This is a genomic window from Mucilaginibacter sp. OK268 (assembly GCF_900103125.1).
Classification (GTDB): Bacteria; Bacteroidota; Bacteroidia; order Sphingobacteriales; family Sphingobacteriaceae; genus Mucilaginibacter.
Map to the genome: position 1 here is coordinate 587,626 of NZ_FNJV01000001.1, position 21,016 is coordinate 608,641.

13 protein-coding genes are annotated in these 21,016 nt (G+C 44.5%); 10 read left to right on the plus strand and 3 right to left on the minus strand.

Annotated elements, in window-relative coordinates; all coding sequences use genetic code 11:
* Nucleotides 1-137: 137 nt before the first annotated feature.
* Together BLR84_RS02295 and BLR84_RS02300 are read right to left on the minus strand one after the other, a co-directional pair.
* Nucleotides 138-2,189 (minus strand): alginate lyase family protein, encoded by a 2,052-nt coding sequence (locus tag BLR84_RS02295; RefSeq protein ID WP_090463740.1) that lies wholly within the window; start codon nt 2,187-2,189, stop codon nt 138-140.
* Nucleotides 2,190-2,327: 138 nt separating this feature from the next.
* Nucleotides 2,328-3,809, minus strand: a complete 1,482-nt coding sequence (locus tag BLR84_RS02300) for a glycosyl hydrolase family 28 protein (protein ID WP_090463743.1) — start codon at nt 3,807-3,809, stop codon at nt 2,328-2,330.
* Nucleotides 3,810-4,047: 238 nt separating this feature from the next.
* Here BLR84_RS02300 and BLR84_RS02305 point away from each other — a divergent pair, with 238 nt between their 5' ends.
* The 9 genes from BLR84_RS02305 (at nt 4,048) to BLR84_RS02345 (ending at nt 16,446) form a co-directional block, all read left to right on the plus strand.
* A complete protein-coding gene (locus BLR84_RS02305) occupies nt 4,048-5,952 on the plus strand; it encodes a glycoside hydrolase family 97 protein (RefSeq protein WP_176851920.1) in 1,905 nt (634 codons plus the stop codon).
* A gap of 65 nt (nt 5,953-6,017) precedes the next feature.
* Complete coding sequence (locus BLR84_RS02310; RefSeq protein WP_090463749.1) at nt 6,018-7,046, plus strand: LacI family DNA-binding transcriptional regulator; 1,029 nt, start codon at nt 6,018-6,020, stop codon at nt 7,044-7,046.
* 410 nt (nt 7,047-7,456) lie between these two features.
* A complete protein-coding gene (locus BLR84_RS02315) occupies nt 7,457-7,681 on the plus strand; it encodes a hypothetical protein (RefSeq protein WP_143013807.1) in 225 nt (74 codons plus the stop codon).
* On the plus strand, nt 7,639-7,899 hold the full coding sequence (locus tag BLR84_RS02320) for a hypothetical protein (protein ID WP_369829166.1): 261 nt from the start codon (nt 7,639-7,641) through the stop codon (nt 7,897-7,899). The genes BLR84_RS02315 and BLR84_RS02320 overlap by 43 nt, the downstream gene beginning before the upstream one ends.
* Nucleotides 7,883-8,029 carry a hypothetical protein gene (locus BLR84_RS29890; protein WP_176851921.1) on the plus strand — a complete coding sequence of 49 codons (147 nt, stop codon included), beginning with the start codon at nt 7,883-7,885 and terminating at the stop codon, nt 8,027-8,029. Before BLR84_RS02320 ends, BLR84_RS29890 begins: the two co-directional genes overlap by 17 nt.
* 131 nt (nt 8,030-8,160) lie before the next feature.
* Entirely contained in the window at nt 8,161-12,219 is a 4,059-nt protein-coding gene (locus BLR84_RS02325) for a two-component regulator propeller domain-containing protein (RefSeq protein WP_176851922.1), read from the plus strand.
* Between the two features lie 239 nt (nt 12,220-12,458).
* Complete coding sequence (locus BLR84_RS02330; RefSeq protein ID WP_090463757.1) at nt 12,459-13,040, plus strand: RNA polymerase sigma factor; 582 nt, start codon at nt 12,459-12,461, stop codon at nt 13,038-13,040.
* Nucleotides 13,041-13,085: 45 nt separating this feature from the next.
* Nucleotides 13,086-14,087, plus strand: coding sequence for a family 43 glycosylhydrolase (locus tag BLR84_RS02335; protein ID WP_176851923.1), 1,002 nt, complete (start codon nt 13,086-13,088; stop codon nt 14,085-14,087).
* Nucleotides 14,088-14,793: 706 nt separating this feature from the next.
* Nucleotides 14,794-16,446: an RICIN domain-containing protein gene (locus BLR84_RS02345; protein ID WP_176851924.1), complete on the plus strand. Its 1,653-nt coding sequence runs from the start codon at nt 14,794-14,796 to the stop codon at nt 16,444-16,446.
* Nucleotides 16,447-16,650: 204 nt separating this feature from the next.
* Here BLR84_RS02345 and BLR84_RS02350 read toward each other — a convergent pair whose 3' ends face one another.
* Entirely contained in the window at nt 16,651-19,125 is a 2,475-nt protein-coding gene (locus BLR84_RS02350; RefSeq protein WP_090463766.1) for a family 43 glycosylhydrolase, read from the minus strand.
* A gap of 422 nt (nt 19,126-19,547) precedes the next feature.
* Between BLR84_RS02350 and BLR84_RS02360 the strand changes: the two genes are divergently transcribed.
* Nucleotides 19,548-20,546: a family 43 glycosylhydrolase gene (locus tag BLR84_RS02360; RefSeq protein WP_090463771.1), complete on the plus strand. Its 999-nt coding sequence runs from the start codon at nt 19,548-19,550 to the stop codon at nt 20,544-20,546.
* The last annotated feature ends 470 nt before the right edge of the window (nt 20,547-21,016 follow it).

Here is a 21,016-nt window from a genome sequence, read left to right on the forward strand (position 1 = left end):
AAGGCAGGATTTGGCGGTCCGGAAAATATCCCTGGCTTTCAGCATTTAAATGTGAGCCAGGAAGGCGACTAAGGGTGGCCTACGAGCAGAGATTTGCTCAGGTGAAATCCTGAACATTAACCTGAAAGTATCTGCAATCAGGGTTTCAAAAGTTTTAACTCACCAATCGCGATTTGTGTATCGATAAGTGTTGATCCGGAGGCTACAAGAACGCCCACAACCGAACGGGTCGCCGTCTTAAAATCAGCTTTTCCCAGTGTTGTCCACTGTCTGCCATCTGCCGAATAACTTGATATAAAGTGATTTTCGGACTTGTTGATCTTAAACCATAATGACCCGGTCATTCGCCCAGATGTCACAACGGGGGATTTTAGTTCATCACTCGAGGCAATAACCTCGGTCCTGCCATTTTCAAGGTGCCGCAGAAACTGCATCCGCCAGCCCGGCGATTCTGGATTGGATTGGGTCACGGAGCGCAGCAACAACGATACACTCCCGGCATTCGCGTCTTGTCCATTGCGGATAGTTAATCCAAGCTGGGTTGCCTGTGCACTAAGCTGTGGTACGTATCTCATCATAATACCGGTCGATTGCTTCAGTGGCTGGTAAAGCATGGTGCAATGATCGCCTTGGCTATCTGTACCTGTGCCGATACCATGCAGTTCAAAAGTAGCACCATTATACGAGGCCATACTTTTCTTACCACCTGTTGAGAATAAGGTATCCGGATCTCCTTCAACATGATCGCCACCTATGCCGATATCGGCAATTTTCCATGGGAACGGCAATCCCGCGCATATGGATTTTGAAGTTGAAAACGCGCTTTGGCCATTAGGATTTACCGCAGCAACCGCGTAATAATATAACCGGCCTTTTATGAGGTTACGGTCAATAAAATGATCGCTCATAATTTTGCCCGCTAATAATTCATAAGGTCCATCAGGCTTTGTTGCCCTCCTGATCCTGTAATAGCCAGCGTTATTTATTGAGGGCCAGGTAATGATATTAACATCTCCGGAGTTCGTCACGATAACGCCGGCAGAACGATAGGGGACACTCGCAGTAATACTGTCCGGATACAGCCTTGAATATAAAAGTGTACCAAAGCCGGTATGATCGGCCCCAGGCGCTCCTTGTGATTCAGGCCGCAACCGGGCAGCGGCTTCAGCGGAAAATGGGGCCTGTTGGCCCCGCCGGCGGACGTAATGGTTATAAACCTCTTCATAAACGGCTCTAAGCCTGCCCCTGGTATCCCCGGAAATATGGTAATGCCGGTATTTGCCTGTTCTGTCTATGGTCGGTGTAAATGGAACATCGTAACCGAGGTTATACTTCGCAGTATATTCAAATCCTTTCAGTAACCTGTTGTTTTGTAAACCATACAGATCCAGACCTTGGTGCCAGGCCATTTCACAGCAATCCGCAAGATGGGCAATTCCAAGCTGTGTATGGCTCTGGTCCCGCCCGCTTTCCTGGCTCTGCCCAGAATCGTTAATGATATAGTTGGTCAAGCTACCGTCTCCTGCTCCTCGCTGGTAATAATCGAGTGTGTTTTCAAAGATCTGATGATCATTGCAGAAAATAGCTATGGACATAGCCGTTTTCAGGGCTGCGCTATCCCAGTTCCCGTTTGCGAATGGAGCATAGTTTTGAATGACAGGGTAAATTATTTCCCGGAAATGTTTTTCTGTACGGAGGATCTCATTTTTGGTCCAGCCGGAATTTGTATAACGTAATAACTCCGCTGCATTGACCATTTTGAACGGGCCCAGGCCAGCCATTAACACTGCATCTTTTCCGGTGATAGCCGTCAGTGTGTTTGACCAGGCGTTAACGATCTCTATAGCTTTCTTCGCATGACGGATATCGCCTGTAATAGCCCACATCAAAGCATTCTGAAAAGCGGCGTTTGCATCGTTGTCATAAGCACCTTGTCCCACAGTAGGATTCCTGCCTACCATCGTTAGCGGGCCTTGAAGCTGGTAGGTGAATTGTGATTGAGGGTGTCGGCTGAGTTCTTCAAACCCTGCCTTAATGTCCGGCTGACCGGTAGTTAGCCCCATCTTTATTCTCGCTATATCTTTATCGTTACTCAAAAGGCCCGGATGGATAAACTGCTGGGAGCGGGCACTGCCATAAATGCCCGAAAATAAGACTATACAAAGAGTTTTTTTTAGACTTCTCATCATTTTATTTTAATATCAAATGCCAACTTTGGCTTCAATCCTTTTATCCTCCCAGGCGATAAATGGGTAGAACGAACGGCCTCTTCAATAAGTTCAAAGGAAAGATCACGCGTAGACCCGGAACAAAATACAAATTCCAGATCATTCACTGGTCACGAATTTCATCCCGTCCACATGTTCACCGATAAAAATGTTTGCCATATCCCCTGTTTTATAAAAGGCTGGTTTATCCTTCATTGCGTCATAGATCAAAGTGCCATTGATTTTGAGATTCTCGAAAGTTATGTTTTTGATGGCGTGCTGCTCATCATATCCGCTGATAACAGACATATTCGCATGTGATCCTGAGTAGATAACGTTCTTAAACAAGATGTTTTCAATTCCGCGGCCAGGTGACGTATTGTATTTCCGGTTAAACATAACCCGCAGATTGAAAAGCTGCCCTTTACGGATATCCCCGATATTGACATTTTCAAAGCCGATGTTCCTGATCAGATTACTGTCTCCCGCGTTTAAGGCAATGCAGCCCTGGTAATCGAGCTGATTTTCATGATGGTCGAGTACCGTCATGTTGCGAACTCTAATGTTCTGCAACGTATCCGGATGGTCAGAATCGCCATGGGTACCGATCAATAAAGGATGGGCCACATCCGCCCAAAGTATCACATTATCAATGGTAATATCAGTCGTATTGCCGTAATAGTTCCAACGATGTCCGTAAATAGCGATGCAATCGTCTGAATTTCTCATAAATATATGGTTGATCGCCACATCTTTACTGCAAAAGATATCGATACCGTCAGCATTTCCGGTAGAACTGAAGGCTTTAAAATCATTGATGTGTACGCTTTTCGACTCTCCTATCATCACAGAATACCCTTTTGACATCTCAATAATCCCGCTGATTGTTATGTTTTCACTGAACTGAATGAGCAACTGGTCATCCCTCGACTGCTGAGGCGGCACCGTTTGGTTGGGCACAAAACTATGCTGCCGGACGGGGAATTGTGTCAGGATGCCGCGTCCACAAATGTTTACGTTTTTAACGTGGTCAATTATTAACGCTCCGCTTACCACAGCTCCGCCGGCTATATAGATGGTCTTATTCGACGGTATGGTCATCCTGCCGATATCATGGACTCCCGGGCCAAAGTAGATCACATTGGGGTCATTAGGGTTAGGGTGTTCTTTTTCAATGGCATTGGCAAAAAGCTGTAGGTTTTCAAAAACATCGGCATTGATCTCCAATGAAAGATATTCGGAAGATTTCATAGCAAATTCTATGATGTTGCCATTGATTCGTGGAGTGATCCTATGGCCGGAAGACCTGATTTTCGCATCCCACACCGGTGTGTAATTTACCTTTACTCTGACGCTTACGCTATCTGAACAATCAAAATAAGCAAATGATGTTTTTTTAGTTATAGGTCTTGAATCGAATCTCGCGGCAACATTTACGTTGTAAACCCCGGTGTTTTGCCATTTGCCATGACTATCCCTCACCTGGACCTCATAAGTGTGGCTGATAATTGTGCAATCCGGCTGTTTGTAGGTAAGCACTTCGGCTTCGGAATATTTACAGAATAACAGGCTTAGGGTCAGGAACAGGCAGATTTTAGTCATAGAGTATTACAGTTTACTTATCTGAATAAAGACAGGGAGCGTAATTTTATATACTCATAAAAAATTGACTTTTATTTAGCGATCATCTCTAAATGACTTCCAAAGTCACTCTGGCATAACCTCTGATTTTTTACAGCGGGGAATTACAGACGGTAGTTGCCGCGGCAGGATGTGTAGCAAAAAAATAGATACAATTTAGATGAGTATATTTAACATTCTGATTTGTCTTTTTCAACACATGCAAACCAATATATTCTTCCCCAGTCAGCGAAATAATTCATTTTATAGATTCCTGATCAGCATATCCTTTCTAATTTACCTGGCAACCGCTGCCGGCGCTCAGGAAGTGGTATTCAGAATTCAATCGCCCGACCGGCTTACCGAGGCTCAATTCAAGCTTGATAAACAGGGGAAGCTCTGTTACAGGTTAACTTGCGATAAACGGGTGATTTTGGACTGGTCGCGCCTGGGAATTAAAACTGATGGGCCCTCGCTCGATTCGCTCATTTCGGTCTCCGTTTTAAGTCAACACAGGGTAGAAGAAAAGTTTTCATGGCCGCTTGGCGAAGATGCTACCATAAAAAACAGCTATCGCGGCATTACCTTCCATTGCAGGACCGAGACCGGAACATTTGAGCTCCTAACCCGCGTTTACAATGGCAGTCTGGCTTTTCGTTATGCGTGTTACCTGTTGCCGCAACGTCCTGTCCGGCTTTTAGCGGAACTGACGGAATTCAACATGACCGCCCGATACCGGATATACCAGTACCATGAAGAGTCGGTTTTTAGCCCGGTAGCGGTGGATTCGCTGAAGGGGATCAGCGATTTACCATCTACGCTGGTTTCCGATGTGCCGGGTTATGTTAGTATTGGGGAGGCGGACAACCGCAATTATACCAAGTGCGTGCTGGTCCGCGGACGCCGTCCTAAGAGTTTAGCGTTTCATTTTTATATAGATACGATTTATCGGAATCAGCAGGTTTCGATCCGGACGGATTCGATAATTATGTTCAGGGATAGTCTGGTCACGCCGTGGCGGACGGTAAGTTACAGCAAAACCGCCATTGGCCTGCATAATTTCAGCCAGTTGAACTTAAAGCTTGTGAAACCACTTAATAACAAAGTACCTCTTGGGATAAAACCAGGAAAAGTTTTCCGGGTTCCTATTAACACACAGGGTGCCTTGGATGGGGTGGATTTTGCTTCTAAAATGAATTTTCAGTATATCCTGATTGATGCAGGATGGTACGGGTCGGAATTTCGCACGATATCCGACCCAACGAAGCCGATCCCCGGTTTTGAACTGGACCGGATTATCGCCCACGCGCGTCAAAAAGGAATTGGCGTGATATTATATGTAAACTATGTGGGATTAAAGTCTAAAATCGACACCTTGTTATCCCTTTATAAAAAGTGGGGGGTGAGTGGATTTAAATTCGGATTCGTAGACGGGGGCACGCAAAAGGGCCTGGCATGGCTGGATACCGCTATGAAGAAAGTCAACGACAACGGGTTTGTACTCAATGTACACGATCATTATAAACCTACAGGCCTGAGCCGGAGATATCCATTCGTGCTGAGTTCGGAAGGTATCCGTGGGGACGAAAATAGCCCCGACGCGTTTCATACCACGGTATTGCCATTTACGCGCTTTCTTGCCGGCGCGGCGGATTTCACTTTTTGTTATCCGAACAAATTTAATTCCTACAGCAAGAACGTTAAAGTGAGCAAAGCGCAGCAACTGGCACTGACCGTTATTTATTTTGATCCCCTACAGGCCATATTCTGGTATGGGCGTTCGCAGGATTACCAGAACGATACCGAAATAGAATTCTTCAGATATGTGCCAACGGTTTGGGACGAGAGCAGGTACCTGGCGGGGGAAATCGGCGAAGGTATCAGTGTGGCGAGGCGCAAGGGAAGTATCTGGTACCTTGGAAGCGCTGCGGGCCTGCAGCCCTGGAAAGGAAAATTTCGACTTGATTTTCTTGATAAGAATAAGCGCTATGCCGCTACTGTTTATGAGGATGATGGAGCCGGCGGCATCCGCTCGAGAACGATAAATGTAACATATAGCGACACATATCTGGTGAACCTTAGTGGTAAAAGCGGCCAGGCGGCCATTATCACGCCCGACCGTTAGTTTCCGCCTTTTGCGCGGTACTGCCAGGAGAGAATATTAACATATACGCTTTTACATCAATTAAAATGAAAAAGAAACTGGCCATCAAAGATATTGCGTCGGCATTGAACGTTTCCGAAGCTTCAGTTTCCATCGTTTTAAATGGAAAGGCCAGGCAAAGCGGTATAAGTGTAAAACTCGAGGATAAAATCATCAGCTTTGTAAAAAAGGTAGGTTACCAGCCTAACCGATTGGCAGTTGGCTTGCGTACTGGTAAAAGTAAAACCATCGGTATGATCGTCGAAGATATCAGTGATCCCTTTTTTTCGGCCATAGCGCGTGTTGTTGAAGAGCATATTTACCAATATGGTTACAGGCTGATCTATGGAAGTTCAGAAAACTCAACAGAGATCGCTAATGATTTGCTGCAAACTTTCAAAAATTACCAGGTTGACGGCTATATACTGGCGCCCGCACCCGCGCTGGAAGAGGTATTAGGGGACCTGATCAGAGCCGGAACTCCTGTTATATTATTTGACCGTACGTTGCCCGGCCTGCCATGTTCAAAAGTAGCCGTAGACAACTTCCGTGGCAGCGAATCCGCTACCATCCACCTGATCGAAAATGATTTCAGGAACATCGCTTTTGTTACGCTTTCATCCCCTCAGGATCAAATGACTGAAAGGGCAAATGGCTACCTGGCAGCTTTGAAAGCTCACGATTTACCAGCGGTGATCAAGGATATAGAGTTCAGGGAAGCAAAAGAAAAAACCGTTCAAAGTATCAAGAACCTGCTGAAGGGAAAGCCTGATATTGATGCGCTGTTTTTTTCTACCAATTATCTGGCATTAAGTGGGCTGGAGGCCATTAAAGAGCTGGACATGATTGTTGGACAAGACATCGGTGTAGTTGTTTTTGACGACAATAACAATTTTTCGCTATTTACCCCGGCCATCACCGCTGTTGCTCAGCCGATCCGGGAGATTGGGTTGCAGGTAACAAAAATATTACTGGATCAGTTGCAGGAAGATCATATGATTGATTCGCAAAATATTTTGCTGAAAACCAAACTGATTATACGGGATTCATCAGCCCCGCTGCGCAAGCTTGATTAAACCTAAATATTAGAGCGATTTCTTGCTGTTAACAATACTGCCGCTGTACATTAACTCACCGGTTTCTGAACATTTGCAGAAAGTCTTTTTGATGTATAGAGTGGGGACGTTATTGCAATCCGGCCTTTAGGAGTTATTTAAATTCAAATGAAGCAGGTGTCGGTAATGAATCTTTATCATCATCCGTCGAAATGTAAAAAAAAGGAGTATCGATAGTTTTTTCTGCTGTCTTTGTACCAAACTCTTCGTATTCGACCGTCCGGTTGTTAAAATTGGTTAAAAGGCTTCTTGCAAAGAAGCTTTTTTGCTGATAACTGGCTTTTAAAAGTATGGCGAAGCCTGGATTACATCAGCCGTATTTGCCGGGAATTTTGCGCGAATGAGTTATGACTGTTAAAATCATCTTTAATATGAAAGGGAAACCAATCTTCATTGTTACCATTTTTTTATGTTTATCATCAAGCCGTTTGTTGGCCCAGACCAGCCCGCAGGATGCCCCCGCTTATTGCGTACAACAGGCGAAAAAAACGCTTGCAAACGTCCACGCTGGTACTAAAAACCTGCCGCGTTCTATTTTGACAGGAACAAAAGAATGGAGTTACGTGAACGAGCGCGACTGGTGCAGCGGTTTCTGAAAAATCTGGGAAAACATACTGAGCAGGCATCCTCTTTTGTTGCTATGGGTGTAGTCGCTGGTGCTGTTTTTCCGCTCCTCATGGAACGTATTGCTGATCATGATGTTGCATACGCATATTACCTGCCGGTTATATGCTATTTTGTTATATTTTTGTTTGGGGTTAAATTTTATAAGGTGCAGAATGCTATCGGTATCACCAATGAAAAAAAATTATAAAGAAGCGGACATTCCGGCTCTTTTTAAACTGAAAAAGCCGAAAATTGACGAACAGCAAATTAAAAATAGTTGGGAATCGATTTCCAAAAAGCTGGGCAAGCTGCCTGAAAAGGTAAAGCCGGACCGTTAAACCGCATAGTCAGGAGCGATTAGGCTATTGATGATTTGAACAAAGATTTTCAAAAATTGGATAAGCGTACAATCAGGAAAAAGGCATGTGTTTTTGCAGGACTATCAATGCACTTTGATTTGCTTTTAAAAATGGCCCTGATCATCTTATTCTGCTCCTGTAACCATGCAGACGCGGTAGTCGCTCCTGCGTCACATATAGATCGTATAAGCCTGAAAGAGGGGCTTTCCAATAGCGAAGTCAGGTGTATATTTCAAGACCGTCGCGGTTTTCTCTGGTTTGGTACTTATGATGGCCTGAACCGTTATGATGGTTATGACTTTAAAGTATATCGTAACCAACCGGAAGATAGTTCTTCCATTATTCATAGTTATGTGAATTGTATCGCCCAGGATGCACGCAATAATTTATGGGTAGGTACCAGGCAGGGGGTCAGCATGCTGGACCCGCTCACGGATAAATTCTCTGCTGTTTATGCGGTACTGCCCGGCGGCCGGAAGATTGTTATTAAAAGTTATATACGGGATATCAAGGTAGACAACAGTGGAGATATAATCGTAGCCTCTCAAGGTAACGGCTTGATTGTCTTTAACAAGGGTAGCCGTGTAGGCAGGCCCATACCTCTTGATATTATTGCGCAGCTTAAATGGAATTATAGTGTAGAGGCATTATTAGTGCGGCCCGGTAACCGCATTTATGCAATGATCGCTGATCTGGGCTTATGCGAGTATGACGCAGCCGGGAATAAATTTCATTTGCTCAATAGTACGGTGCGCAGTGCTACCTGTATTTACCCCGATAACGGTAACCTTTGGCTGGGCACCACAAAGGGGCTATACCATTTCAACACCCGCTCTGGCGCCTATGACCGATTTTTAAATGAGTCCGAGGGAGAATTCAGATCAAACAGAGTGACCAGTTTACAGGCAATGCCGGATAGTAGTTTATGGGTTGGAACAGATGGGGGAGGAATCCAGATATTGAATAAGAGCCGTACGCAGATCTCTTATTTGGCGGAAGGAAACGACGAACAGGGGCTTTCTAGTAATGCCGTGTATTCACTGCTGCTGGATAGGAATGGACGAAAATGGATAGGTACGCTCAGGGGAGGAATAAATGTGATCGACGAGGTTAAAGACAGGTTTCAAAACGTCCGTCATGATCCGCTGAATACCAACAGCCTGATCAGCAATTTTGTAAAATCACTTTTTGAAGACCGGGACGGAAAGCTGTATATTGGCACAGATGGTGGCGGGCTGAGTATCTGGGACCGGCGCACCGGCCATTTTTCCAACTTCAGGCACGAGCCAGGGGTGCCAGGGTCATTAAGCTCAAATTTTGTCACCAGCATTATCCAGGATTCAGCGGAAAATTTATGGATCGCCACTTTTGACGGAGGGATTAATCTTTACAAGACCCAGCAAAAACGATTCAAAGTTTACCGTGGACTCGATGTGCACGGTAAAGAAAGCCGCATAACCTTCTGGTGCCTCTATGTTGACCACGCAGGGAACCTTTGGGCGAGCGGTTTACAGAATGGCTTGTTCATTTATGACCATAAGACGGACCAGTTTAAATTGTATGACGCAAAATTGTCAAACATTTTGTCGCTATCTGAAGACCGGGCCGGAAACCTTTGGGCCGGAAATTTCGACGGACTTTATAAAGTCGATATCAAACAAAAGAAATTTAAATTCTACACAACCGGAAAACCGGTCCGGTCTATCCACCAATCCGCTGGCAGCGACCTATGGCTCGGAACAGAAGCCGGCCTGGTGTATTTCGAGACATCCGTCGGCAAAGTCACCCGGCAGTTTACGACCCGGGCCGGCCTGAGTAACAATAATGTATTGGCAATAGAAGAAGATAATTCTAAGCAGCTTTGGCTAAGCACGTATAACGGGCTTTGCCGGTTTGATCCTTGGCGAAATACATTTACTAATTTTTATCAAAGTAACGGGCTTGCAAGTAAAGAGTTCAATTTCAATGCTTCACTCAGGTTGAGGAATGGCCAGCTGGCATTTGGTGGCACAGGCGGGCTTACCCTGTTTTTCCCCGAACAACTCGTTCCGTTGCGTAATGCGCCGGATATGGCGTTTACAGATATTAGGATCGACGCTCAACCACTGGATTTTTATCCCGGCTTTTTCAAAGCTAATGAACATAACGAACTTGTTTCGCTGACGGTACCTTATAAAAACGCGTCGTTGTCTTTTCGGTTTGCCGCTATAGAGTTTACGGCGCAGGAAAGAATAAAGTACCGTTATATTCTTCAGGGATGGGATAGAAAATGGATTGATGCCGGCCATCAGCGCAACGCATTGTATACACGGCTGGATCCGGGCAGTTACGTTCTGAAAGTCAATTGCACGAACCCGGAAGGACAATGGACCGAAAATCAACTTACCCTTAACATTGTGGTTCTTCCGCCCTGGTATGCCACCGTGTGGGCATTTATTGCTTATGCATTACTGATAGCCGGAATAATTTATTGGTATGTACGCAATAAATTTAGGGAAACCAAGCTGAAGTATGAAATTAAGCTTGCAAGTGCAGATGCCGAATACCAACGTAATCTTCAGGAAAAAGAAAAAGAACTGAACGAACGGCGCATTGAGTTTTTCACTGGTGTTGCCCATGAGTTTCGCACTCCACTTTCACTGATCATCAATCCTGTAAAAGATTTGCTGGCCAGGAGTAACGCCAGTGAACGGCAGGATCTGAATATCGTTTACCGTAATTCAAGGCGTTTGCTGAGCCTTGTTGACCAGTTGTTACTCTTTCGTAAAGCTGATGCAGTGGCCGACGAGCTTCACATCGCACCGATGGACATCGTGCTCGTTTGTCGCGAGGTTTATCTTTGTTTCTTTCATCAGGCAAAGGTCTCGGAGATTAACCTGGTACTCGACGCCCCCGGCGACGCTATTATTATTTACGGAGATCGTGAAAAGATCGAGATTATCCTGTTCAACCTGATCTCCAATGCAATTAAATATTCTGCAAACGGGAAGACGGTGACGGTCCGGTTAAATGACACGCCGGAAGAAGTCATTATAAAAGTAATAGATAATGGCCCCGGAATACCCAAGGAAGCTGGTGGCCATGTGTTCGAGCGATTTTATCGCTCTGCCAAAACGGGGCAAAAGGCCGGGTTTGGAATTGGGTTATACCTGGCGCAACAATTTACGCTGCGGCATCAGGGACAACTCTATTTCGAGAGTATCCCGGGTAACGGGACGACATTTAACCTGGAGCTTTTGAAAGGTACAAGTCACTTTCCCGGGGTTATCGTCTCTGATAGGGTAGATCTTATTTCGCCGTTGCTGAATGAATTGTCAGATGAAGGCGGTAGTGCGGAGACCGATGAGATTACTTTTGAAACAAAAGCTCTTGTCAGCGATAAAAAAACTATCCTGGTGATCGACGATGATACGGAACTGCGGCGCTATATCCGGTCTTTGCTAATAGCTTATTATATTGTATATGAAGCTGAGAATGGTCAGATCGGCTTAACAATGGCCCGGGACAAGCGGCCCGATATGATCATATGTGACCTGATGATGCCGGAGTTAAGTGGCATTGAAGTTTGTAGCGAGATAAAAAACGATCCCCAGCTCAGTTATATTCCGATGATCCTGCTGACGGCAAGTGCGTCTCCCGAAAGCAAGATCAAAGGCCTTGAAAGCGGGGCGGATGATTACATTCAAAAACCGTTTGAAAAAGAAGTATTGATTGCCCGTATAGCAAATCTCCTGCAGAATCGCGATAATTTACAACAGTATTTCTATAATACGATTACGCTTAAAAAAGCCAACATAACCATCTCAGATGAATACAGGCAGTTCCTCGAAAAATGTATTGACATTGTGGAAAAGAATATTACCGACGATGACTTTTCCATTAAGGTGCTGGCTGCGCAGATCGGGATGAGCCATTCAAACCTGTACCGTAAAGTAAAATCCTTGTCCGGGCACACGATCAACAGCTTTATCCGATATATCCGCTTGCGTAAGGCTGCGGAACTGCTGATTCAGTCTAATCTGAATGTTAATGAGGTGGCAATTGAAACAGGGTTTAATAGCATAAAATACTTCCGGAGCCAGTTTTTTAAATTATTTGGTGCTAATCCCTCAGACTTTCTGAAGCAAAAAAGACCTATCTTTAAAAAGAGATTTAATGTAGATAGTTGATATTTAGTACTTTAATACTTAAAATTGGTGCGCCTTAATCCATTTAGGTTTTTCTTAAAATGTCGAATTTGTACCGCCAAAATGATTAATTTGTGTCCCTTCTTGATCATCAAAACCTCTCATATTAGCTTTCATAAACCAATTATTAAGCCGGGAATAAAAGCTCCTTAATCGATTTTGGAAATCGTTGTTGAGCCTGCTTGCCTGACGCGGCCTATTAAAAAACTCATGGAGCCAATATGAAGAACGGTACCGAATTAACGAAGTGGTGGGCGCAAACCCTCGTAGGAGATGTGAAATCTTTTAGTCGTATCCACGATACATTGTATTCTCCTTTGTATTTCTATCTGTTTAAGATCGTTAAGGATGAAGATATCGCCCAGGATATTTTGCAGGACCTTTTTATTAAATTTTGGGAGCGGAAAGAAAGGTTTGGACCGATAAATAATGTCAAATATTACTTTTTTAAGTCGGCCCGGTCCCTCGCAATTAACTACCTGAAGGCTTACCGGCCGGAGTCGCTTGATCCCGAAAATCATAAACAGGTAGATGTTGTTTTTTCCGCTGAAGACCTGATTGTTAATATTGAAGTCGGCAGGGAAGCCCGGCAGATCCTTGCGATGGCTTTAAATACATTGCCCAAACGTCAGAAAGAAATGATTTTTCTCCGGTATTTTGATGAATGGAACTATGACCAGATCGCCGAAGTGACCGGTTTGCAGTATCAGTCCGTTGTCAATCACGTACACCGCGGTGTTAGTCAGCTTAGACTCAAGCTAACGGAAAATAAAAAAACTTTCCCGAGGGAGCTTGTCGCCTGATCATAACTTTTAGAAACCACCTTTATCCATAATTTATTTAACAAAATGTCGATCATAAAATATTTATTACAATCTGCTATTCTTTCCCTTGGGCTAATCTCTGGCATGCATATTTCAGCACAGCAATTAACTAAAGTAAGTCCCGGGGGAGTATGGCCGGACGATAAGGGTGAACATATACAGGCCCATGGTGGTGGTATAATCAAGGTAAAAGATACCTATTACTGGTACGGCGAAGAAAGAAGACAGGGCCTTGATAGCAACAAACGCTATGTAAGTTGTTATACCTCCAAGGACCTGATGAATTGGAAATTCAGGGGAGATGTTGTTCAGATGACAGACCCGGAGAACCTGGGCCGGCATTGGATACTGGAACGGCCCAAAGTGTTTTACAGCAAAAAAGATCATCGGTTCGTCATGTATTTTCATCTTGACAACGCCACTTATAAGTATGCCAGGGTTGGCATCGCGGTTAGCAAAAAACCCGATGGTGATTTTCAGTATCTCAAAAGCTTTCGACCTTTAGGGCACGAGAGCCGGGATATCGGGCAGTTTGTGGATGACGATGGTACACCATACCTTATCTTCGAGGATCGCCCACTTGGTTTTCACATCGCCAGACTGACCGAAGACTGCCGTAATATTGACAGTGAGGTATGCTTAATACCTGAACACATGGAAGGCGGTGCCATTGTTCATTATAAGGGACTTTATTACGCTATAGGGTCTGCGCTGACAGGCTGGAAAGCTAATCCTAACCAGTATGCAACTGCCAAATCTCTTGAGGGGCCGTGGTCGGAATTTAAGGATATTGCGCCAAAGGAAACCAATACCTACGGCTCACAGTCAACGTTGTTGCTGAAGGTAACAGGCAGAAGGGATACCACTATCCTGTTTTTGGGCGATATCTGGAAACCCAAAACACAGTGGGACTCACGATACCTTTGGATGCCTGTTGAAATCGGCGATGGGAAGCTTTGGTTACCTCAGCCGGAACCTTTTAAAATAGATGTTAAGAGTGGTACGGCGGTAAAGACCCCACAATAAACTTTTAACTATCAGGCCGAAAAGGAAGTAGCTTTGACTGTTTCCGCCGCTACCGATTTGTGGATTTGGCATCCCTGGATTGCCGCATAAACTGGTTGGCCTGGGTCTTCCACTGCCTGTTGCAGTACCCGCTGCCCGGTATTTATTTTGCTTACACGCACCGCACTCAACTTTATTGACGGATGACCGCTCCGGAAGTGCACGTGTTTTTCAAGCGGTTTGAATTAAATTGCAATTTTTCTTGCAACAGCAGCACACTGCTGTTGCAAGAAAGTGTATATGATACTAAACGAGTAATTATTTTGCTTGCTGCCACATAAAATACTTTATCGTTGAGTATCAATCTAAAATATCCGCGTCTTTGTAAAAGATCATACGCTGTCGCCGATGCTACACCGTTATTTTCATCCCCTGATTATTCTTTATGAGTCTAACCTCATCGGTTATCAAATATTGTTTGGCCAACAGTGAAGCAGCCTGTCTTCATCAACAGGTAAGGGAAAGTTGCAGCCCTGAAAAATGCAGCGTCACCATTTTGTTTTATTTATAATTCCTTAAGAGTTGTTGTTTCGGAGCGATTTATTGACCGCCGCTAGTATCAAATACAGCTTTTTAGGAATAGAAGGAGCGTTTTTTATAACCAATTGTAAACGGTCCCAGTAAATAACGGCGGCTACGTGCTGCCTGTACTTTAACAATTAAAAATATGAGAAAAAAGTTATTAGTATTATTTGGCTCCTGTTGCATCATTGCAGCTCTGGGCTGTAAAAAGACGATTTCGCCTGGTAACCTAAGTTCGGAAAGCAATCTGAACGGGGCCACAAAGCTGAAAACAAATGCGGTGTTCAGTTTTATACATCCGGGTATGCTGCATACCTCTGCTGACCTGATCAGGATGCAAATCAAAGTGAATGCCAATGCTGCTCCCTGGGTAGACAGTTATAATTTACTTACTGCGAATTCCTACGCGCAGCTAAACTACACGATGGCCGGCCCGAACGATACCATTACAAGAACCAATACGGGCGGCAATTATGTACATCTCATGCGGGACGCAGCCGCAGCCTACCAGGATGCGTTACAATGGTACATTTCGGGCAATAATGCCTACGCCGATAAAGCCGTGAGTATCCTCAACGCCTGGGCAACCACATGTAAAGCGATAGGCGGGGATTCGAACTATGCCCTGGCTTCTGGCCTTTACGGATACCAGCTTGCAAATGCTGCAGAGATTCTTCGCTCGTATAGCGGCTGGGCTGCTGCTGATTTCAGCAATTTTAAAACATTTATGTTAAATGTTTTCTATCCGGCAGCCAACGGATTTCTTACTGTTCACAACGGCACCTGCGATACGCATTATTGGGCAAACTGGGATTTGTGCAATATGGCTACTATTTTGTCTATCGGTATTCTATGTGACGATCAGGCCAAATTTAACCAGGCCATAACTTATTTTAAAAGTGGCATCGGGAATGGCAATATCGACAAAGCGGTGTTCTATGTTCATCCCGGCAACCTGGGACAAAACCAGGAAGCAGGCCGTGACCAGGGGCATGCAACGCTGGATATCTCACTAATCGGTGCATTTTGCCAGATGGCCTACAATCAGGGACAGGATTTGTTCGCTTATGAAAACAACAAGGTACTTGCTTTAGCTGAATATACCGCAAAATATAATCTGAATATGAGCGTACCTTACAACACCTACAATAATTGCGATAATGTAAACCAAACGATTATTTCAGACGGTTCCCGTGGTATCATCAGACCCTGCTGGGAACTGATTTATAATCATTATCAGAACGTCATGGGTATAACAGCGACCTATAGCGGCCAATTTGCCACTCAAGTCAGGCCGGAAGGTGGTGGTGGAAACTACGGCTCAACCAGCGGCGGTTTTGATCAGCTGGGCTTTGGTACGCTTACCTGCACTGTCGGCACACAGCCGATTGCCAATGGGACCTATCACCTAGTTAACCGGGCAACTGGAAAATACCTCGACAATCTCGGTGCAACTGCAGACGGGGCTGACGTTGGACAATGGGCTTCAGGTTCCAGTGATAATCAAAAATGGACATTGACCTATAGTGGTGGCTATTATAAGCTGGTTTGCGTATCCAGTGGAAAAGCTTTGGATAGTTATAACCATTCTGCCGATGCTTCAACCGTTGCACAATGGACAAGCGGGGGTAGTACGAACCAGCAGTGGACAATTGTTCAGATCGGTTCGTTCTATAAAATCGTGAACAGGACTAATGGCAAATGCCTGGATACCGGCGGAGGTACAGCAAATGGTAGTTCCATGACGTTCTATGGTAATAATGGTAGTCTGAATCAGCAATGGCGTATCGTGCCATGATCGGCTATCGTTAAGCTTACGAAAATAGAATAAGCACAAACTATACAGATGTCGTGTGAATGCTTTCGACCTTTTCTGCATGAATAGGCTTAAATGTGCCATTGTTCATTGCTGGGGTCGCTGTTATTTGCAAATAAAAAAAAATTCCTCAATCCAATTACAGGGTTGAGGAATTTCTTTTCTGGCCGGTAGGATGCCATCAGGCTAATTATTTTTATTGGCCTTCGTTTTCGTTTTGTTTTCGCGGTGTTCCCAATAATTCCTTAGGGTTTCTGCCTCCTCGCTTGTCAAATGGACGACCGCCCCGTGTTTGGGTGAAGTAAAGTTGGTTGTTTTCATCACACCTTCATTAAAATGCCCGATATCTTTAATATTGACAAAGTCTGAAGTTTCAGAAAAGCCAAAATTGCTGGGTGTTATCCCATAAACATCGTACATCAGCACCCATTTGTCTTCACCAATCCGCTTCCATACCGTAGGGGCTTCACATGCTTTTGATTCCGGATCATACCAGCGTGGGTCATAATAGTAATCGCCGTTGATTTTATCTGAAACTGCCTGTTTAATGCCCGGCGTACCATCATGGGAAACGTAAAATAAGTGATACCTGTCGCCAATTTTAGTGATATCCCCGTCAATGGCGGCAATTTTTTCGTCAGGATACTGAAATAGCAATTCAGGTGTTGATTCGAGCCGGTTGAAGTCGTCGTTCACATAGGCATAGTAAAGCTGGTTAGGCCCGTTACGATAACGCATGGTGAAATAAATCATCAGTTTTCCTCTTACTTCATCATAAATTGTTTCAGGAGCCCAGGCGCAACCTATTTCATTGAACTGTGCAGAAACCTCGTTCAGGCGCAAGTTAGTGTGTGTCCAGTTGATCAGGTCCCATGATTTCATCAATACAAGGCCGCGGTTGTTGCCCCATCCGTAAACTTTGGGATCTCGCTCCCATTCTGTGTCCCTCAGGCCGTCACGCTTTGCAAAAACATGCAAGTCGGTCATGGCAAGATAAAAAGCCCCGTCGGGCCCGCGGTAAATATGCGGGTCGCGAATTCCCTTTTGATCTGCAATCGTGTCGCCGGCAATAACTGGTTTACCTTTATTGACATCTGTAAATGAATAACCGTCATCACTTAGCGCCATATAAAGTCCGTGTGTTTCGTCTTTATGGTAAACCATCAGGTACGCGCTCATATCGTGCTCCGCAGGAATGGCGTTTTTGTAGCGGAACTGTTTAAAAGAGGCAACACCCTTACCAGCCGAAATAAGCCCTATGCGTAAAGCATAAAACCCGTGGTATTTGTTGTGGTTCATTGAAGATACATCCACGTTTGCCGCTAATGTTGTCCATGTTTTGCCATCCCTGCTGGCGAGGAAAGTGCAGCTATTACCGCGGTTTTGAATTTTTAGGAAAAAGGTGTTGCTGAATTTAGCGGGTAGCCCGATCTTTTCTTCTGCGTTTTTATAAACGGTGATCTGCTTCCCGTCAGATAATACGCCGGCATAAGCCTTCTCATTGTAAAACAGGATCAAACCCGCGGTGTTTCCTTTACCCGGCTTTATCTCTACCTGGGTTTCATAGTTTTTATCGGTTGCCGTTGTTAGTAACAGCCGGCCATCTGCGGGGCTTGTTCCCTTCGCGGATATCAACAAGCTCTGATTTTCTATTGAAACCGCTTTAGCCGCATTTTCTTTCCAGAATGTCCATTGCAGGCCGAGTTCTTTATGATCAAAATTGTCGGAGAGCGGCATCCCGTTAGGTATATTTTTCTTTGGTATAATAGGCGTCGTGGTTGCCTTTGGCCTGGGCCAACCGTCCTTTGTCCATTCAATAGGCTCAATCAGCGTTTGCCGCCCTAAGGTATGATAGCCCTTAGCATAAGCGTGATAAACAATCCACCAATTACCGTTCACATCGTCAATAAGGGTCCCATGCCCTTTCGACCACCAGTTATCGGTGTCGCTATAAGTATGGATCAGCGGATTATATGGAGAGTTTTCCCATGGGCCATTTACACTTTTCGCCCGGGCAACTACCGCCATGTGGCTCGTTGCAGGGCCGGCCGTGCCGCCTTCTGCCGATGTCAGGTAATAATATCCGTCTTTAAACAATAGCTTGGGGGATTCCAGGCACATGCATTCCGTATTCCATTTTTTAGGATATTGCCAACCCTTATATACTTTTTTCTTTTCGCCCATGGTGGCCAACCCGTCATCGGTAAGTTGTATGACCTCACCTTCGTTTACATACAGGTATCTTTTGCCATCCTCACCAACGATATGGCCAGGATCAATACCTTTTACTTTCAGGTCAACCGGTTTACTCCAGGGGCCTTTAATATGGTCGGCCCATATCACCCAATTCGTCCCCGCGGAAGGGAAATAAATGTAAAATCTGCCTTTATATTTCAAAAGGTCTGGCGCCATAGCCGAGCCTTCATATTCGGGCATTACCCTTACTACCGGTTCCCAGTTCATCAGGTTCTGGGAATGCCAGATGAGAAAGCCTGGTGCATAATAAAAAGGAGAATGGGTCATATAATAGTCGTCGCCGTCCCGCATAATGGTAGGGTCTGCATAATCACCAGGTATGATCACCCTCGGATATTGCTGTGCTTTTAGAATTGAAAAGATGGATGATGTGCAAAGTAGAATCAGAATTATTCGTTTTATCATTTTGTGGGTTATTTGAATGCCTTCTTTACCAGCCGTACGTAAACCCGGCTATCTTATCGTTATAGCATTCGGATACTGTTTAATTACTAATAAGCAGACCCTTGGCTACAATGATCAGACAAAAAAAAATCACCGGTATACTCAATGTTTAAAATTAAGAATACCGGAACAAAAGACAGAGCTTCAAATTCAGAAAAAAACCATGGTGTTAAACTTAAATAAGCCGGTTGCAACATTTTAAACAAATATGGAATAGCAGAAGGACAGGCAACGCTGAAATAGGAGGTTAAAGGCGAATTTGTACCCCTTATTTGACGATTTTAGGCATAACATGCCAAATCGGATTTAATTTACTTTGATTTGCATTATAACGGCACGCCGATATTTTGTCGCTAACCAATTTTAACCAAAATAATATAAGGATGAAAAGAATCTCATTACTGGTACTTTGTGTTTTGTCATTTTACGGCGCTTCCGGGCAGAGCCGCGAAGGCAAACCTGCTCCCAAACCGTTATTCCGTGATCCGGTTTATGATGGTGCTGCCGATCCAACCCTGATCTGGAATTCCGCCCAAAAAAAGTGGTTTATGTTTTATACCAACCGGCGTGCAACCGACACCGCCGATGGTGGCGTGGCCTGGGTGCATGGCACGGAGATAGGTATCGCAGAATCCACCGACGGCGCTGATTGGAAATATCACGGTATTGCTAAAATCAGTTATAAGCCCGATTCAGGCTATACTTACTGGGCTCCGGAAGTGATTGATTATAAAGGTATTTACCATATGTACCTTACTTATGTACCCGGGGTGTTCAATGACTGGCATCATCCGCGGAACATCATCCACCTCACCAGTAAAAATCTGTTGGATTGGAAATATGAATCTAAATTACACTTGGTCAATAATAGCGTTATTGACCCATGCGTCCTGCGGCTTCCGGACGGTACCTGGCGTATGTGGTATAATAATGAGAAAGACCATAAATCTATTTATTTTGCGAACAGCCCTGATTTATACCATTGGACCGACGGGAAGAAAGCAATTTACGACCAGCCGGGAGAAGGGCCCAAGGTTTTTAAATGGAAGGACAAGTATTGGATGATCACCGATGTCTGGCAGGGGTTGGCTGTCTATTCCTCCGACGATCTGCTTTTGTGGAGCCGACAGCCCGGTGCCAACTTGCTTACCGAACCAGGCAAGGGACGGGATGACGGTGTGAAGGGCGGGCACTGTGATGTGCGGATAAGTGCGAACGGTCGCGCTTACCTGTTTTACTTTCTACACCCCGGAAACACCGGAGCAAAGGTGAACCGCTACGAAAAGCAACGATCCAGTATCCAAGTAGTGGAACTTAGGTATGCCGACGGGAAACTGTCTTGTAATCGTGATTTGCCTACCTATGTAGAGTTGAAACCATAATTGATTGTCAGTTCATTTTTATTGGCATAAGCCATCATATTTGAGACACCGGTTATAGGAAATCAACCTGGGATAAGCCAATGGGTAAATATCTTCCGGTTTTTAAAATGTTCAAAAATATATGGTGATACAAACTTCAGTGTTTTTGATTTATAGGTAATGTAAAAGCTGGAAGAGATATTTCATGCTTTTTTGTTTGTGCGGGTCCGACTTTAAATTAATGAAAAAAAATGAACGGGAATAGAGTATCCGGCAACACTTTTCATGTCCAAGTAATAATGACCTTATGATGTGATCCAACTACGCTGGCTTAATTAAGCGGAAGAAACTAGTTACCTAATTATCAATAAGTGAAATTATGAGTAATCTGCTTTACATCTCAAAGAAAGAACTGGTCTGCCAACCTATTCCTGGTGGTCATTCTCTGTTATGATCTGTGCATAGAAGCAAAATCAGCGGAAAAATTATAG

What these genes read in the sequence shown, in the direction of transcription:
- BLR84_RS02335 (WP_176851923.1), top strand. Translation starts at nt 13,086, where the DNA reads ATGTCGATCATAAAATATTTATTACAATCTGCTATTCTTTCCCTTGGG.
- BLR84_RS02315 (WP_143013807.1), top strand. Translation starts at nt 7,457, where the DNA reads ATGAAAGGGAAACCAATCTTCATTGTTACCATTTTTTTATGTTTATCA.
- BLR84_RS02350 (WP_090463766.1), bottom strand. Translation starts at nt 19,125, where the DNA reads ATGATAAAACGAATAATTCTGATTCTACTTTGCACATCATCCATCTTT.
- BLR84_RS02295 (WP_090463740.1), bottom strand. Translation starts at nt 2,189, where the DNA reads ATGATGAGAAGTCTAAAAAAAACTCTTTGTATAGTCTTATTTTCGGGC.
- BLR84_RS02325 (WP_176851922.1), top strand. Translation starts at nt 8,161, where the DNA reads ATGGCCCTGATCATCTTATTCTGCTCCTGTAACCATGCAGACGCGGTA.
- BLR84_RS02360 (WP_090463771.1), top strand. Translation starts at nt 19,548, where the DNA reads ATGAAAAGAATCTCATTACTGGTACTTTGTGTTTTGTCATTTTACGGC.
- BLR84_RS02310 (WP_090463749.1), top strand. Translation starts at nt 6,018, where the DNA reads ATGAAAAAGAAACTGGCCATCAAAGATATTGCGTCGGCATTGAACGTT.
- BLR84_RS02320 (WP_369829166.1), top strand. Translation starts at nt 7,639, where the DNA reads ATGGAGTTACGTGAACGAGCGCGACTGGTGCAGCGGTTTCTGAAAAAT.
- BLR84_RS02330 (WP_090463757.1), top strand. Translation starts at nt 12,459, where the DNA reads ATGAAGAACGGTACCGAATTAACGAAGTGGTGGGCGCAAACCCTCGTA.
- BLR84_RS29890 (WP_176851921.1), top strand. Translation starts at nt 7,883, where the DNA reads ATGAAAAAAAATTATAAAGAAGCGGACATTCCGGCTCTTTTTAAACTG.
- BLR84_RS02305 (WP_176851920.1), top strand. Translation starts at nt 4,048, where the DNA reads ATGCAAACCAATATATTCTTCCCCAGTCAGCGAAATAATTCATTTTAT.
- BLR84_RS02300 (WP_090463743.1), bottom strand. Translation starts at nt 3,809, where the DNA reads ATGACTAAAATCTGCCTGTTCCTGACCCTAAGCCTGTTATTCTGTAAA.
- BLR84_RS02345 (WP_176851924.1), top strand. Translation starts at nt 14,794, where the DNA reads ATGAGAAAAAAGTTATTAGTATTATTTGGCTCCTGTTGCATCATTGCA.